The sequence below is a fragment of the Microlunatus spumicola genome, assembly GCF_039536445.1.
GTDB lineage: Bacteria > Actinomycetota > Actinomycetes > Propionibacteriales > Propionibacteriaceae > Microlunatus > Microlunatus spumicola.
Window position 1 is genome coordinate 29,978 of record NZ_BAAAYR010000005.1, and the last position, 13,983, is coordinate 43,960.

A 13,983-nucleotide genomic window follows, 5' to 3' on the forward strand; every position below is an offset into this window, starting at 1 on the left:
GTCAGGCGACCAGGTCGGGCCCGAGCTCGTCAAGGGATGCCGCGCCGAGGGAGTGCAGGACCCGCTCGAGCTGGGTGTCGAAGCCGGAGAGCAGCCGCTCGACGCGGGCGTCGCCGCCGGTGGCCAGCGCCCAGAGGACCGGCCGGCCCAGGAACACGGCCCGCGCGCCCAGGCACAGCGCCGCGGCCACGTGCTCCGGCGTGCGCAGGCCGCTGTCGACGTAGACCTCGGCGCGGTCGCCGACCGCCGACGCGACCTCGGGGAGCGCGTCGGCCGAGGTCGTCGACTGCGTGAGGCAGCGACCCCCGTGCGTGGAGACGATCACGCCCGCGGCTCCCGCGTCGACGCACATGACGGCGTCGTCGGCGCGCAGCACGCCCTTGACGACGACAGGGAGCCCGATCAGCCCGCTCAGCCAGCCGATGTCGTCGAGGGACAGGCTCCGGGTCGCGGTGACGAGGTTGCGCCCGGTGTCGTCGCGGAGGTTCGCCTGCATGCCGTAGCGCTCGCTCCACGTCCGCGGCTCGTGCTGCGGCTGGCTCGGGTCGGTGCCGGGCGCGTCGACGGTGAGGATCAGGGCGGAGGCGCCCGCGGCGGCGGCCCGCTGCACGACGTCCGTGGTGATGGTCCGGTCGTCCATGACGTAGACCTGGAACCACCACGGGGCACCGACGGCGGCGATGTCCGCGAACGGGACGCCCGTGTTCGTCGACACCCCCAGGAGGGTGCCGCGACGACTGACGGCCTTTGCGGTCGCGACCTCGCCGTCCGGGTGCGCCGCCCGCTGCTGCGCCATCGGCGCGACCAGCACGGGGCTCGCCACCGGCGTCCCCAGCACGGTGGTCGCCAGGCTCAGGTCACGGGTGTTCCGCAGGACGTGCGGACGGAACCGCACCTGCGACCACCGCTCGGCCTCGGTCGGGATCCCGTACGCCCCGGTCGGGCCGCGGAAGTAGCCGAGGACGTGCGCGGGCAGGACCTCGGCGGCCTCCGCCTCCAGCCCCGCGACGTCGGGCAGCGGCCGGTCGAGGGGCCGCGTGCCGCCCGCCGGTTCGTCGGTCCGCACGCCGGTCAGGCTGACGCGTCCCGCTCGGTCGAGGTCGTTCCGACGGCCTCGGCCACGTCCTGGGGGTCGAGGCCGGCTGCGGCCAGCTCGTCGCCGATGGTCTCGGTCAGGGGCTCGTCGTACGGGTCCACGTCGGTCTCGACGGCCGGCCCGTCGGTGGTGCCGGTCGGGTCGTCCGCGGCCGGTCCGTCCGCCGGGTCCACGTCGTCGGCGTCGACCACCTCGGCGTCGACCACCTCCGCATCGACCTCCTCGGCGTCGAGGTCGACCGGGTCCAGCTCGGCGGCCGCGGGGGGCACGACGTCGCTCGCCCCCGCCGGCTCGGCGACGAGCACCTCCTCCTCGGCGACGTCGGAGTCGTCCGAGTCGTCCTCGGACACCTCGTCCAGGGAGGTCTCGTCGGAGTCCTCGCTGGCGTCGTCCTCGGCCGTCACGTAGCCCGGCTGCACGGCGTCGGTGGTCGAGGAGTCCGGGCCGACGTCGGAGCTCTCGGTCAGCGGAGGCGTCTCGTCGTCGTGCCCGAAGCGCTCCTTGGCGTCGTCGAGGAGGTCGCCGGCCTTGTCGCGGGCGTCGTCGAGGAGGTCGCCGGCCTTGTCACGGGCCTCGTCCAGACCCCCCTTCGCCTTATCGCCCAGCTTTTCGACCTGGTGCTTGAGGTTGTCGAGGATCCCCATGGCTGTTGCTCCCGTGTCTCGTTGGCTCAGCGGTAGTTGGTGAACTGCACGGCGAAGTCGTAGTCGGCGTTCTTGACCAGGGCCTGCGCCGCCTGCAGGTCGTCACGGCTCTTGCTGCTGACGCGCAGCTCCTCGCCCTGGATCTGGGTCTTCACGGTCTTCGGGCCCTCGTCGCGGATCAGCTTGGCGACCTTCTTGGCGTTCTCGGTGCTGATGCCCTCGGTGGTCGTCGCCGTGATCTTGTAGAGCTTGCCCGAGGAGCGCGGCTCGCCGGCGTCCAGCGCCTTGAGGCTCACGCCGCGGCGGACGAGCTTGGACTCGAACACGTCGAGGACCGCCTTCACGCGCTCCTCCGAGACCGCCTCCATCTCGATGGCCTCGCCGGACCACGCGATGGACGCCTCGGTGTTCTTGAAGTCGAACCGTTGCCGGATCTCCTTCGCCGCCTGGTTGAGGGCGTTGTCGACCTCCTGGCGGTCGACCTTGCTGACGATGTCGAACGAGCTCTCCGAAGCCACGCGCCCATCTTGCCGCAACGCCGTCCGGCGTCGGTGGCGCGGGGCCCGTCAGGCCCGGGCGGGCCGGACGACGAGCATCGTGCCCCGCACGTCGCCCCGGGCGATCAGCCGGCCGATGCGTCCCGACTGCCGTTCCGCGGTCCGGAACCGTTCGTCGGAGCCGTGCCGACGCTCGAGCTCGGCCTCGACCGCGGCCGCCTGCTCCTGCCAGAGCGGCGGGGTCCCCGCGAAGTCGGCCAGCTGCCCGCTCTGCTCGACGACGAGACCCGCGTCCGCCAGGAGGCGGCCGAGGCTCTCGGCGGTGGGGAAGTGGTTCCCCTCCGGGGCGTCGCGGACGTCGTCCTGCCCGGCCACGTAGACCAGCAGCCCGAGGCGTCCGTCCGGAGCGAGCACCCGGCGCAGCTCGCGGACGAGGGCGGGCTGGTCCTCGACCGTGCAGAGCACCCCGAGGCACCAGCCCGAGGTGACGGCCGCGTCGCGCACGGGCAGCGCGCTCGCCGCCCGTACGACCGGCAGGTCGAAGAGGCGCCGCGCGGCCCGGCACGCGCCGGCCTGGGGTTCCGTCAGGACGGGACGGACGCCGGCCTCCCGCGCCGCGAAGGCCGCCGGGCCGCCGACGCCGGCGCCCACGTCCAGGAACGTGCTGCCCGGGGCCGGTCGCAGGTGGTCCAGGAACCAGTGCAGGGCCGCCGGACCACCGCTCCCGCGGCACCCCGCGGGCACGTGGTGGTCGGGGCCGAGGGCGAGCGCGACGTCGGCCGTCCAGGCGGCGACGGTGTCGAACTCGGCCGCCATGGCGTCCCCGCGAACGTCGTCGCCAGCGCCGCTGGCGTCGTCAGGGGCGTTGCCGGCTGCCTCGGTCACGACCGCGTCTTACCCGGCCGACCCGTTCGCGGACGGCGCGGCCGGTCGCGGCCTGGACCTCGGCCGCGTCGAGCACGCCGCGGGCCGAGGCCATCCCGGACAGGTTCACGCCGACCACGCCCTCGACGTCGAGCAGCCGTTCCGCCTCGTCCACCGCGGACGCGATGCCCGCCGCCACGGGGTCGTCGGCCGTCACGACCGCCTCGACGCGGGCCGGGTCGATCTCGAGGCCCGGCAGCGCCGAGAGCGCGGCCGCCGACCGGGCGTCCGTGAAGACCGGGACCGAGGCGACGACCGGGACGGTGAGGCCGAGGGCGCGGGCGGCGGTGACGAAGGTACGGACGTCCTCGACGCGGGGCACGTGGTTCAGCACCGCCGCGCCCGCGCCGGCCCGCTGCTTGTGCACGAGCCGCTGCGGCCGCAGCGCGACCGGGCGCGCGGTCGGGGTCTCCGCGACGGCCACGGGCAGCCCGAGCCCGGCGGCGAGCGCGGTGAGGCGGGTGCCGTCGAGGTCGAACACCTGCGTGACGTCGGGACGGACGTCGTACGCACGCCCGTCGCCGGTGACGCACAGCACGGTCGCGAGCCCGTCGAGCGCGAGGGCCCGCAGCTCCTGCTCGAGCGTGACCCGGTTGCGGTCGCGGCAGGCCAGCGTGACCCAGGGGACGCCGCCGGCGGCGTCGATCAGCCGGGCGAGGGTGCTCGGCGGGAAGTCGGGCCGGTCCTGGTGGTCGCCCACGAGCACGGCGTCGCAGGTGGGGGCGAGCAGCTCGACGACCCGGCGCAGGGTGGCGGCGTCGCCCGGCGGGGTGCTGAGGTCCGTCAGCACCAGCGGCACGCGTACAGGGGCTGAGGGCGGGACCGGTTCCGGCGCGGCGGGCCACGACGGCGGGTCCAGGAAGACGCAGGAGGAGGCGACCATCTCGCAGCCGCCGTCGTCGCGCACGCCCCCGCAGGGGCCGTGCACCATGCGCTTCGGGCACCCCTCGCGGGGTCGCTCCTGCACCGTCACCACCGCTTCATGCTCGCAGGCGGCGGGCCGGGTGTCTCAGCGGTTCGCCCTGCCCGTGCGCGCTTGGTAGGGTTTCGCTCCGCCGGGTTCGCCCGGCATGGCAGGTTGCCCGAGTGGCCAAAGGGAGCAGACTGTAAATCTGCCGGCATCGCCTACGTTGGTTCGAACCCAACACCTGCCACCAGCACGACCCGGAGCGACACGAGGCCCGACCGCAGCGGTCGGAAGAACCGCGTCGCTCCGGACAGATCGATCCGGCCCGGTCTCCTCCACGGCCCCCCGCGGGCCTGACCTGGCCCCTTCCTGGCCGAGAACGGCGTGATCGCTGGCCGACGCGGGCCGGGCCCGTTCTGCTGCCGGCCGACGACCCTGCGCCGCCCTCACTCCCGCGCACCACCCCAGCACCCAGCTCCGCTGTCGACCTCGAGCCGTTCAGAACGAAGCGCTCGATGCGGAGAAGGGCGGGTCGACGCCCGGAAACAGCCATCGAGCGCTGCGGATCGAGCGGAGCGCCCGCGCCGACGGGTCGAGGGCCACCCGACCAGCGTCAGGAGCGGCCGCGGAGGAACGAGACCGCCTCGACCAGGGCCCGGTCGGTGAGCTCGGGGTCGTGCCGGGGGCCGACATCGCGCATGAAGGCGTGCTCACCGCCCTCGAAGACGTGCAGCTCGAGGTCCTCGTGCCCCGCCGCGTAGAGGGCCTCGAGCGTGCGGAGCCGCGCCGCCGCCGGCACGTGCGGGTCGGCGCTGCCGAAGATCACCATCAGCCGGCCCTCGATCTCGCCCGCCCGGTCCAGGGAGTCGGCCACGTCGGCCCCGAGCGCGCCGTCGTGCAGCCCGGTGGGGTAGAAGCACACGGTGGCGGACACCCGGGGGTCGAACGCGGCGCGGAAGGCGAGGTGCCCGCCCAGGCAGAACCCGACCGCGGTGATCGTGTCGAGGTCGTCGCGGGCGGCGAGGTACGCCAGCACGGCGGCACGGTCCGCGTCGAACTCCGCGGTGCTGGTGTGCGCCGCCCCCGCGAGGCCCGCCTGCTTCCCGGCGTCGTCGAACTCGAGCGCGACCCCGGCGAGCTCGCGCGGGTAGATCTCCGGCAGGCAGACCAGGAACCCCTCCGCCGCCAGCCGCCGCGCGGTCCGCAGCGTCGACTCCGTGATCTGGAAGATGTCGGTGTAGTAGAGGACGCCGCACCGGGCCGGGGTCCCGACCGGTTCGATGACCACCGCCTGGATCTCGCCGCCCGCCCCCGGGATCGTCACCCGCTGCTCCGTGGTCTTCACGCGCACACGATAGGGCGGACGCGCCGGTCCCTGCCGCACGAGCCGTACGGCCCCGAGGGTGGTCCGTCGTCCGCGGAACCTTTCGGTTCGCCCTGACCCGGGGGTCCCGTGTATCTTTGTGCGCCGGTGCAGGCCCCTCGGGGCAGAGCGCCGGAAGGCCCCTATAGCTCAGTAGGTAGAGCGTCTCCATGGTAAGGAGAAGGTCTGCGGTTCGAATCCGCATGGGGGCTCGGTCTACAGGCTCCGGTGCACACGCGCCGGCGGAACAGCCGCCACCACGTCGGCGTTGTCCGACCGGGCAGCCGGTGGCTGACCACGGCGGGATAGCTCAGGTGGTAGAGCAAGCGGCTCATAATCGCTGTGTCGCGGGTTCAAGTCCCGCTCCCGCTACGCGCAAGACCCGCCTCGCGAGAGGCGGCCAGGGCTCGGGCATCACCCAGTCGGTCCGAGCAACCTCCAGGAAGAAGCACCACCATGGCCAAGTCCTCGGACGTCCGTCCCAAGATCACGCTCGCGTGCACGGAGTGCAAGGAGCGGAACTACATCACCAAGAAGAACCGGCGTAACGACCCCGACCGGCTCGAGCTGAAGAAGTTCTGCCCGCGCGACCGTCGCCACACGATCCACCGCGAGACCCGCTGACCTCGGTCTGATCCGAGCAGCAGCATGAGCAACCCGAACGAGCCGTCCGCCAGCGCGGGCGGCTCGTCCGTCTCCGGGGCCGGTCAGGCGGGCGTGCCCGTCATCGGTCTCGCCCACGGCAGCCGTCACCCGCGCGGGGCCGACGCGATCGAGGCGCTGATGATCGCCGTCGGCGCGGCCGCCGGGGTGCCCGCTCGCGCGGCCTACCTGGACCTCGCGGAGCCCGACCTGGCCGCGGTCGTCGCCGACCTCGCGGCCGAGGGCCACCGCCGCGCCGTGGTGGTCCCGCTCCTCTTCACCGTCGCGTTCCACGCCACGGTCGACGTCCCCGAGGCCGTGACCGAGGCCGCGGAGGCGAGCTGCGTCGAGCTCGTCGTCGCCGACATCATCGGCACGGGCGACGACGTCGCCGCCGTGCTGCGTGGCGCGCTGGACGGCGCCGGCGTGCACGGGGACACCGACGCGGTGCTCTTCGCCGTCGGGTCGTCGCGACCCGAGGCCAACGACGCCGTCGCCGACCTGGCCGCCCGCCTGGCCGACGGGCGCCGGGGCGAGGTGCGGGCCGCGTTCGGCACCTGTGCCCCGCGCGTCAAGGAGGTCGTCGCCGACCTCGACGGGCCCGTGGCCGTCTGGCCCCTGTTCCTGGCCGACGGGCTGCTGCTCGACCCCGTGCGCCGCCTCGCCGACGAGCGTGGCTGGAGCGTCGTCGAACCGCTCGGCGCCCAGGCCGCGCCGCTGGTGCTCTCCCGCTACGCCGCCGCCCGTGACGCCGACCTCGCGCCCCTAGGCTGACCGTCGTGCCGATCACCCCCGACCACGCCGGCAAGTCGTACGCCCCCACGCGTGCGTACGAGGTGACCCACGGCAAGCTCGCGGAGTTCGCGGCCGCGCTGGGCGACCCGCTGGTCGAGGGGAGCGGGCCGGTCGTGGCGCCGCCCACCTTCGGTGCCGTGGTGACCGGGCCCGCCTGGGACGTGCTGTTCACCGACCCCGAGCTCGGGCTGACGCTCAGCCGCGTCGTGCACGCCGACCAGCAGTTCCGCTACCACCGCCCGCTCGAGCCGGGCGACGTCGTCACCGCGACCCTCAGCATCACCAAGGTGCGGGTCCGCGGGACCACCGAGATCATCACGACGTCCGTCGAGGTCCGCGACGCGGTCGAGCAGCCCGTGCTCGTCGCCGACGCCACCTTCGTGCACAGCCGGGAGGAGGCGGCGTGAGCGTCTCCGCCGCGGAGGTCGGGACCACCCTGCCGCCGCTCACCGTCCGGGTCACCCGCGAGACGCTCGTCCGCTACGCCGGCGCCTCGGGCGACTTCAACCCGATCCACTGGTCCGACCACGCCGCCCGGGCGCTCGGGCTGCCCGGCGTCATCGCGCACGGGATGCTCACCATGGGCCTGGCCGCCCGCGCGGTGACGGCCTGGGCCGGTCCCGGTGCGCGGCTCGTCTCGTACGGCGTCCGCTTCACCCGCCCGGTCCCGGTGCCCGACGACGGCGTCGGGGCGGAGCTGCTGGTCGCCGGGGCCGTCACGGCCGTCGACGCGGGCACGGTCACGGTGACCCTCGACGTCACCCGCGACGGCGAGAAGGTGCTGGGCGCCGCCAGGGTCGTGCTCGCGGCGGGCGCGGCGTGAGCGCCCCCGTCCTCGGCGGCCTCCCCGCCCGTCACGACGTGCCGGTCGCGGGCTTCACGACCCTGCGCGTCGGCGGCCCGGCCCGGGACCTCGTCGAGGTCAGGTCCACCAACGAGCTGGTGGAGGTCGTGCGCGCGCTCGACGCGGCGCACGAGCCGGTGCTCGTGCTCGGCGGCGGGTCGAACGTGCTCGTCGGCGACGCGGGCTTCGACGGCACGGTGGTCGTCGTGGCCACGCGCGGCGTGGACCAGGACGTCGCGTCGTGCTCGGGTGCCGTGGTGAACGTCGCCGCCGGCGAGCCCTGGGACCCGTTCGTCGCCCTGACGGTGCAGAACGGCTGGAGCGGCATGGAGGCCCTCTCGGGCATCCCCGGCTCGGTCGGCGCCACCCCGATCCAGAACGTGGGGGCGTACGGCGCCGAGGTCGGCCAGCACGTCACCACCGTCCGCACGCTCGACCGCAGCACCGGCAAGGTCCGGACGCTGTTCGCGGTCGAGTGCGGCTTCGGCTACCGCACCTCGGTCTTCAAGACCCAGCCCGGCCGGTTCGTCGTGCTGGACGTGACCTTCCAGCTGCGGCTCGGGTCGCTGTCGGCACCCGTCCGCTACGCCGAGCTCGCCCGCGTCCTGGGCGTCGAGGTCGGCGCCCGCGTCCCGGCCGTCGAGGTCCGCGAGGCGGTCCTCGCCCTGCGCGGCTCGAAGGGCATGGTGCTGGACGACGACGACCCGGACACCTGGAGCGCCGGCTCCTTCTTCACCAACCCCGTGCTCGACGCCACGGCCGCCGCCACGCTGCCGGAGGGCGCGCCCCGCTACGCCCAGCCCGACGGCCGGGTCAAGACGAGCGCCGCCTGGCTCATCGAGCACGCCGGCATCGGTCGCGGCTGGGGCGACGGGCCGGCCCGGGTGTCGACCAAGCACACCCTGGCGCTGACCAACCGCGGCTCGGCCACCGCCGCCGACGTCCTCGCGCTGGCCCGCTCGGTGCGTAGCGCGGTGCAGCAGACGTTCGGCATCACCCTCGAGCCGGAGCCCGTGCTCGTCGGCTGCGCGCTCTAGCCCCTGCCGACCCCGCAAGACCTGCTCCCCTTCGGGGAAGATCACCGGTACCGTCAGCGCCGTCAACGCCGCCGCCCTGACCAGCATGATCCGTTCCTGACCAGGAGTTACGACGCCGTGAGCATCCCTCAGTTCGCCGTCTGGGCACCCGTGCCCAGCGCGGTGACCCTGCACGTCCGCCCCGTCGGCGGCACCGCCACCACGGTGCCGATGACCCGCGACGAGGAGGGCTGGTGGACCGTCGACGGCCCGCTGCCGTCCGGTCCGTCGGGCGAGCCCGGCGTGGGGGAGTTCGACTACGGCTACGAGCTCGACGGCTCCGGCGAGGTGCGGCCCGACCCGCGCTCCCGGCGCCAGCCCGAGGGCGTCCACGGCTGGTCGCGCACGTACGACCCCTTCGCCTTCGCGTGGACCGACGAGCGCTGGACCGGCCGGCAGCTGCCCGGCGGCGTGATCTACGAGATGCACGTCGGCACGTTCACCGAGGCCGGCACCTTCGACGCGGCGATCGACAAGCTCGACCACCTCGTCGGGCTGGGCATCGACTTCGTCGAGATCATGCCGGTGAACGACTTCAACGGCACCTGGAACTGGGGCTACGACGGCGTCCTGTGGTTCGCCGTGCACGAGGCGTACGGCGGCCCCGAGGGCTACCAGCGCTTCGTCGACGCCTGCCACCACCACGACCTGGGCGTCATCCAGGACGTCGTCTACAACCACATGGGCCCGAGCGGGAACTACCTGCCCGAGTTCGGCCCGTACCTCAACTCCGGCGGCGTGAACACGTGGGGCGAGTCGCCGAACCTCGACGGCGAGGACTCCGACGAGGTCCGCGCGTACATCGTCGACAACGTGCACCAGTGGCTGCGCGACTACCACGTCGACGGCCTGCGGCTGGACGCCGTGCACGCCCTGCACGACACCCGGGCGACGCACATCCTCGAGGAGCTGTCGATCGAGGCCGAGGTGCTCAGCGCCTTCGTCGGCCGTCCGCTCACGCTGATCGCCGAGTCCGACCTCAACGACCCGCGCCTCATCACCTCGCGCGAGGGCGGCGGCTACGGCCTCACCGGTCAGTGGAGCGACGACTTCCACCACGCCCTCTACGTGAGCCTGACCGGCGACACGAGCGGCTACTACGCCGACTTCGACTCCCTCGAGGCGCTGGGCAAGGTGACCGAGGCGGGCTTCTTCCACACGGGCACGCGCAGCACGTTCCGCGGCCGCAGCCACGGCAGCCCGATCGACACCCTCCGTACGCCGACCTGGCGCCTGGTCGTCTGCTCCGACAACCACGACCAGATCGGCAACCGGGCGACCGGCGAGCGGCTCTCGGCGCGGCTCAACGCGGACCAGCTCGCCATCGCCGCGCTCGTGACGCTGCTCAGCCCGTTCACGCCGATGGTCTTCATGGGCGAGGAGTGGGGCGCGAGCACGCCCTGGCGCTTCTTCACCTCGCACCCGGAGCCTGCGCTCGCCGATGCCGTCCGCGAGGGCCGCAAGGAGGAGTTCAAGGCGATGGCCTGGGGCGACGTCGAGGTCCCGGACCCGCAGGACCCGGCCACCTTCACGTCCTCCAAGCTCGACTGGGCCGAGCCCGAGGAGCCGGCCCACGCCGCGCTGCTCGCGCTCTACCGGCAGCTGCTGGAGATCCGGCGGACCGTCCCCGCGTTCACCGACCCGCGCTTCGACACGGGCCACGCCCGTTCCGACGACGACGAGCACTGGCTGGTCCTGACCCGCGACGACGCGGCCATCGTGGTGAACTTCGGCTCCGAGCCCGCCGAGGTGCACCTCGAGCAGAGCGCGACGACCAGCCTGCTCCAGGTCGGTCAGGTCGAGGTCGCCGCCGACGGCACCACCGTCCGGCTCGGCCCGACCAGCGCCCTCGTGACCCACGTCGAGCTCCCGAACCTCCCCACCTCGTTCACCCCGGGCAGCTGAGCCCGTACGCCCTCTGACGCTCGTCGGAGGGCCGCACTGCTACGCCCCCTGAGCTTGTCGAAGGGCCCGGAACGGGTTGGCTCTGCGCGCGCCCTAGGTGCGAGCCGACCTCTTCGAGGCCCTTCGACAGGCTCAGGGGGCGTTCCGGTGCCGACCTCTTCGAGGCCCTTCGGCGGGCTCAGGGGGGGGCGTTCCGGTGCCGACCTCTTCGAGGCCCTTCGACAAGCTCAGGGGGCGTGGTCGCTCAGGCGGTCAGGTGGATCTCGCGCTTGAGGATCTTGCCGGTCGGGCCCTTGGGCACGGCGCCGAAGCGGATGACCCGCGGGTACTTGAACGCGGCGATGCGCTGCGCCACGAAGTCGCGGAGCTCCTCCTCGGTCGCCTCCGCGCCCTCGCGCAGCTGGACGAGGGCGCCGACCTCCTCGCCGCGGAGGGGGTCGGGCACGCCGACGACCGCCGCCTCGGCGACGGCCGGGTGGGCGTACAGGACCTCCTCGACCTCGCGGGGGTAGACGTTGAACCCGTTGCGGATGATCAGGTCCTTGACGCGGTCGACGATGAAGAAGAAGCCGTCGGCGTCGCGCCGGGCGAGGTCGCCGGTGTGGAACCAGCCGCCGCGCACGGCCTCGGCGGTGGCCCCCGGGTCGCCCCAGTAGCCGAGCATCACGTTGTCGCCGCGGACCAGGATCTCCCCGATCGCGTCGGGGTCCTCGTCGAGCAGGTCGACGCTCCCGCGGTCCGTCCCGTCGCCGTCGTCCTCCTGCGGCGGCCGGCCCAGGGCGAGCTCGACGCCGCGGATGGCGATCCCCACCGAACCCGGCTTGCTCGGCCGGTCCGGGTGGTTGAACGACGCCACGGGCGAGGTCTCCGACAGCCCGTAGCCCTCGAGCAGCCGCATCCCGAACGCCTCCTCGACACCGCGGAGGACCTCGACCGGCAGGGACGAGCCGCCGGAGACGCCGAAGCGGACGGAACCGGCCTTCGCCGCCATCGCCGCGTCCTTCTGGACCACCGCGAGCAGGGCCATGTACATGGTCGGCACACCGAGGAAGACGGTCACGCCGTCCCGCGCGACGACCTCGAGCGCCTCGCGCGGGTCGAACTTCGGCAGCAGCGTGAGGGTGGAGCCGCCGGCGACGGAGGCGTTCAGCGCGCAGGTCTGCCCGAAGGAGTGGAAGAGCGGCAGCCCCCCGAACAGCACGTCGTCCGGCCCGTTGAGGAAGAGGGTCTCGACGCAGGCGAGGGTGTTGCTGCGGAGGTTGGCGAAGCTGAGCTCGGCGCCCTTCGGCCGACCCGTGGTGCCCGACGTGTAGAGGATGACGGCGGTGTCGGACGCGTCCCGCTCGAAGATCCCGAGGTCCACGTCGGCAGCGTCGGCCGCGTCGTCGGGCGCACCCGCGTCGTCGGGCCCGACCACCACGACCTGCGTCCCGGTGGTCTCCGCGGCGCTCCGCGCGGTCTCGGCGAACAGCGCGAACACGACGGCCACGCGCGCCCCGCAGTCCTCCCACGTGTACGCGACCTCGCCCGCCTTGAGCAGCGGGTTCATGGGGACCACGACGGCCCCGAGCCGCAGGATCGCGTAGTAGGCGACCGGGAACGCCACCACGTTGGGCGCGACGAGGGCGACCCGGTCGCCCGGGCCGACGCCGAGCCCCCGCAGCCGCGCGGCGAAGGCGGCCGAGGCCGCGTCGAGGTCGGCGTAGGTGAGGGCGACGTCGCCCTGCCGCACCGCGACCGTGTCGGGGCTGGCGGTGGCCCGGTCGTGGACCCAGTGCGCCAGGTTCACCTGCTCGCCGGTCGCCGTTCGGTCGGAGGTCGTCGTCACGGGCCAAGAATGGCAGGGGGACGCCTGCTCCGGCTCGATAGGCTGACCGGCATGCGTCTTGCTGACCTGTCCCACGACGAGCTGCTCGCCCTGCACGCGGAGCAGACGACCGCGTACGAGGCCCTGGTGGCCCGCGGGCTCAAGCTCGACCTGACGCGCGGCAAGCCGTCGTCGGCCCAGCTCGACCTGTCGAACGCGCTGCTCTCCCTGCCGGGGGAGGGGCGCTACACCGACGCGGCCGGTGTCGACTGCCGCAACTACGGCGGCACCCAGGGCCTGGTCGAGATCCGCGAGATCTTCGCCCCGCTGCTCGGCGTGCCCGTGGCCCAGCTCGTCGCCGGCGACAACGCCAGCCTGTCGATCATGCACGACACCCTGGTGTTCAGCCTGCTCAAGGGCACGACCGACGGGCCGCGGTGGGTCGACTCCCCGGTGAAGTTCCTGTGCCCGGTGCCCGGGTACGACCGGCACTTCGCGCTCTGCGAGCAGTTCGGCATCGAGATGGTGCCCGTGCCCCTCGGCGTCGACGGCCCGGACCTCGACGAGGTCCGCCGCCTCGTCGCCGACGACCCGAGCGTCAAGGGCATGTGGGTCGTGCCGACCTACGCCAACCCCGACGGCGCCGTCTACTCCGAGGCCGTCACGAAGGCGCTGGTCGAGATGGAGACCGCGGCGCCCGACTTCCGGATCTTCTGGGACAACGCGTACGCGGTCCACCACCTCACCGAGGACGAGCGTCCCCCGGTCGACGTGCTCGGACTCGCGGCGGAGGCCGGCCACCCCGACCGGGTGTTCGTCTTCGCCTCCAGCTCGAAGATCACCCTGGCCGGCGCGGGCGTGTCCTTCTTCGGCAGCAGCCCGGCGAACGTCGCCTGGTACCTCGAGCACCTGAGCAAGCGGACCATCGGCCCGGACAAGCTGAACCACCTGCGCCACGCGCTGTACCTGCGCGACGCCGAGGGCGTGCGCGAGCTCATGCGCGCCCACCGCGCGATCCTGCGGCCGAAGTTCGACCAGGTCGCCGAGATCCTCACCAAGCGGCTCGGCGAGCTCGACCTGGCCAGCTGGACCGAGCCCGAGGGCGGCTACTTCATCAGCCTCGACGTCCCCGACGGCACCGCCAGCCGCGTCGTCGCGCTGGCCAAGGGCGCCGGGATCGCGATGACGGGCGCGGGAGCCGCGTTCCCGTACGGGCGCGACCCGCGGGACCGCAACATCCGCATCGCCCCCTCGATGCCCGCCCCCTCCGACGTGGCGGACGCCATCGACGGGCTCGCCACGTGCGTCCTCCTCGCCGCGGCCGAGCAGAAGCTGGGCACCGGCCCCGGCAGCAGCACCCGCTGACCCGGTCGGGTCGTCGTCCGACGGCAGTTCGCTCGGGCTGCCGGCCTGGACTACACTCGACCTCTTGGTGGCAGGACCCCTGCTCCGCTGTGCCCGAGATCAAGGGTGCTGCGGCGCG

At 73.6% G+C, this 13,983-nt stretch carries 14 protein-coding genes and 3 tRNA genes; 10 read left to right on the forward strand and 7 right to left on the reverse strand.

Features of this window, described 5'->3' with window-relative positions; genetic code table 11:
• Window position 1 precedes the first annotated feature (1 nt).
• The 5 genes from ABD665_RS17930 to ABD665_RS17950 are packed head-to-tail and all read right to left on the reverse strand — an operon-like array spanning window position 2 to window position 4,137.
• Window positions 2-1,066, reverse strand: a complete 1,065-nt coding sequence (locus ABD665_RS17930) for an alpha-hydroxy acid oxidase (RefSeq protein WP_344742612.1) — start codon at window positions 1,064-1,066, stop codon at window positions 2-4.
• Window positions 1,067-1,071: 5 nt separating this feature from the next.
• A complete protein-coding gene (locus ABD665_RS17935; RefSeq protein WP_204911027.1) occupies window positions 1,072-1,740 on the reverse strand; it encodes a hypothetical protein in 669 nt (222 codons plus the stop codon).
• Between the two features lie 26 nt (window positions 1,741-1,766).
• Window positions 1,767-2,258 (reverse strand): YajQ family cyclic di-GMP-binding protein, encoded by a 492-nt coding sequence (locus tag ABD665_RS17940; protein WP_204911028.1) that lies wholly within the window; start codon window positions 2,256-2,258, stop codon window positions 1,767-1,769.
• Window positions 2,259-2,306: 48 nt separating this feature from the next.
• Entirely contained in the window at window positions 2,307-3,122 is an 816-nt protein-coding gene (locus ABD665_RS17945) for a methyltransferase domain-containing protein (RefSeq protein WP_204911029.1), read from the reverse strand.
• Entirely contained in the window at window positions 3,094-4,137 is a 1,044-nt protein-coding gene (locus ABD665_RS17950) for a methylenetetrahydrofolate reductase (protein ID WP_204911030.1), read from the reverse strand. Before ABD665_RS17950 ends, ABD665_RS17945 begins: the two co-directional genes overlap by 29 nt.
• 96 nt (window positions 4,138-4,233) lie before the next feature.
• Here ABD665_RS17950 and ABD665_RS17955 point away from each other — a divergent pair.
• Window positions 4,234-4,318, forward strand: a tRNA-Tyr gene (locus tag ABD665_RS17955).
• A 363-nt stretch (window positions 4,319-4,681) separates the two neighbouring features.
• On the opposite strand, the gene ABD665_RS17960 is transcribed toward ABD665_RS17955, so the two are convergent.
• Entirely contained in the window at window positions 4,682-5,413 is a 732-nt protein-coding gene (locus ABD665_RS17960; RefSeq protein WP_204911031.1) for a dienelactone hydrolase family protein, read from the reverse strand.
• Between the two features lie 157 nt (window positions 5,414-5,570).
• Here ABD665_RS17960 and ABD665_RS17965 point away from each other — a divergent pair.
• The 8 genes from ABD665_RS17965 to treZ all read left to right on the forward strand — a co-directional run bounded on the left by ABD665_RS17965 (window position 5,571) and on the right by treZ (window position 10,693).
• A tRNA-Thr gene (locus ABD665_RS17965) sits at window positions 5,571-5,643 on the forward strand.
• A gap of 87 nt (window positions 5,644-5,730) precedes the next feature.
• A tRNA-Met gene (locus tag ABD665_RS17970) sits at window positions 5,731-5,803 on the forward strand.
• Window positions 5,804-5,887: 84 nt separating this feature from the next.
• On the forward strand, window positions 5,888-6,055 hold the full coding sequence (gene rpmG, locus ABD665_RS17975; protein ID WP_183341800.1) for a 50S ribosomal protein L33: 168 nt from the start codon (window positions 5,888-5,890) through the stop codon (window positions 6,053-6,055).
• Window positions 6,056-6,079: 24 nt separating this feature from the next.
• On the forward strand, window positions 6,080-6,847 hold the full coding sequence (locus ABD665_RS17980) for a CbiX/SirB N-terminal domain-containing protein (RefSeq protein WP_204911032.1): 768 nt from the start codon (window positions 6,080-6,082) through the stop codon (window positions 6,845-6,847).
• 5 nt (window positions 6,848-6,852) lie between these two features.
• Window positions 6,853-7,275 (forward strand): FAS1-like dehydratase domain-containing protein, encoded by a 423-nt coding sequence (locus ABD665_RS17985; protein WP_204911033.1) that lies wholly within the window; start codon window positions 6,853-6,855, stop codon window positions 7,273-7,275.
• The gene (locus ABD665_RS17990; protein ID WP_204911034.1) at window positions 7,272-7,691 is read left to right on the forward strand and encodes a MaoC/PaaZ C-terminal domain-containing protein; all 420 of its coding nucleotides are present in this window, start codon (window positions 7,272-7,274) and stop codon (window positions 7,689-7,691) included. The genes ABD665_RS17985 and ABD665_RS17990 overlap by 4 nt, the downstream gene beginning before the upstream one ends.
• Window positions 7,688-8,749, forward strand: a complete 1,062-nt coding sequence (locus ABD665_RS17995; RefSeq protein ID WP_344742623.1) for a UDP-N-acetylmuramate dehydrogenase — start codon at window positions 7,688-7,690, stop codon at window positions 8,747-8,749. Before ABD665_RS17990 ends, ABD665_RS17995 begins: the two co-directional genes overlap by 4 nt.
• 117 nt (window positions 8,750-8,866) lie before the next feature.
• The gene (treZ, locus tag ABD665_RS18000) at window positions 8,867-10,693 is read left to right on the forward strand and encodes a malto-oligosyltrehalose trehalohydrolase (RefSeq protein ID WP_344742625.1); all 1,827 of its coding nucleotides are present in this window, start codon (window positions 8,867-8,869) and stop codon (window positions 10,691-10,693) included.
• Window positions 10,694-10,937: 244 nt separating this feature from the next.
• Here the strand turns inward: treZ and ABD665_RS18005 are convergent, their stop codons facing one another.
• On the reverse strand, window positions 10,938-12,521 hold the full coding sequence (locus ABD665_RS18005; protein WP_344742627.1) for an AMP-binding protein: 1,584 nt from the start codon (window positions 12,519-12,521) through the stop codon (window positions 10,938-10,940).
• 51 nt (window positions 12,522-12,572) lie between these two features.
• On the opposite strand from ABD665_RS18005, the gene ABD665_RS18010 reads away from it, so the two are divergent.
• The gene (locus ABD665_RS18010) at window positions 12,573-13,865 is read left to right on the forward strand and encodes an aspartate aminotransferase type Ic (protein ID WP_204911035.1); all 1,293 of its coding nucleotides are present in this window, start codon (window positions 12,573-12,575) and stop codon (window positions 13,863-13,865) included.
• Window positions 13,866-13,983: the final 118 nt, after the last annotated feature.

Coding starts and splice junctions, on each gene's coding strand:
- ABD665_RS17935 (WP_204911027.1), bottom strand. CDS start 1,740: ATGGGGATCCTCGACAACCTCAAGCACCAGGTCGAAAAGCTGGGCGAT.
- rpmG (WP_183341800.1), top strand. CDS start 5,888: ATGGCCAAGTCCTCGGACGTCCGTCCCAAGATCACGCTCGCGTGCACG.
- ABD665_RS17980 (WP_204911032.1), top strand. CDS start 6,080: ATGAGCAACCCGAACGAGCCGTCCGCCAGCGCGGGCGGCTCGTCCGTC.
- ABD665_RS18010 (WP_204911035.1), top strand. CDS start 12,573: ATGCGTCTTGCTGACCTGTCCCACGACGAGCTGCTCGCCCTGCACGCG.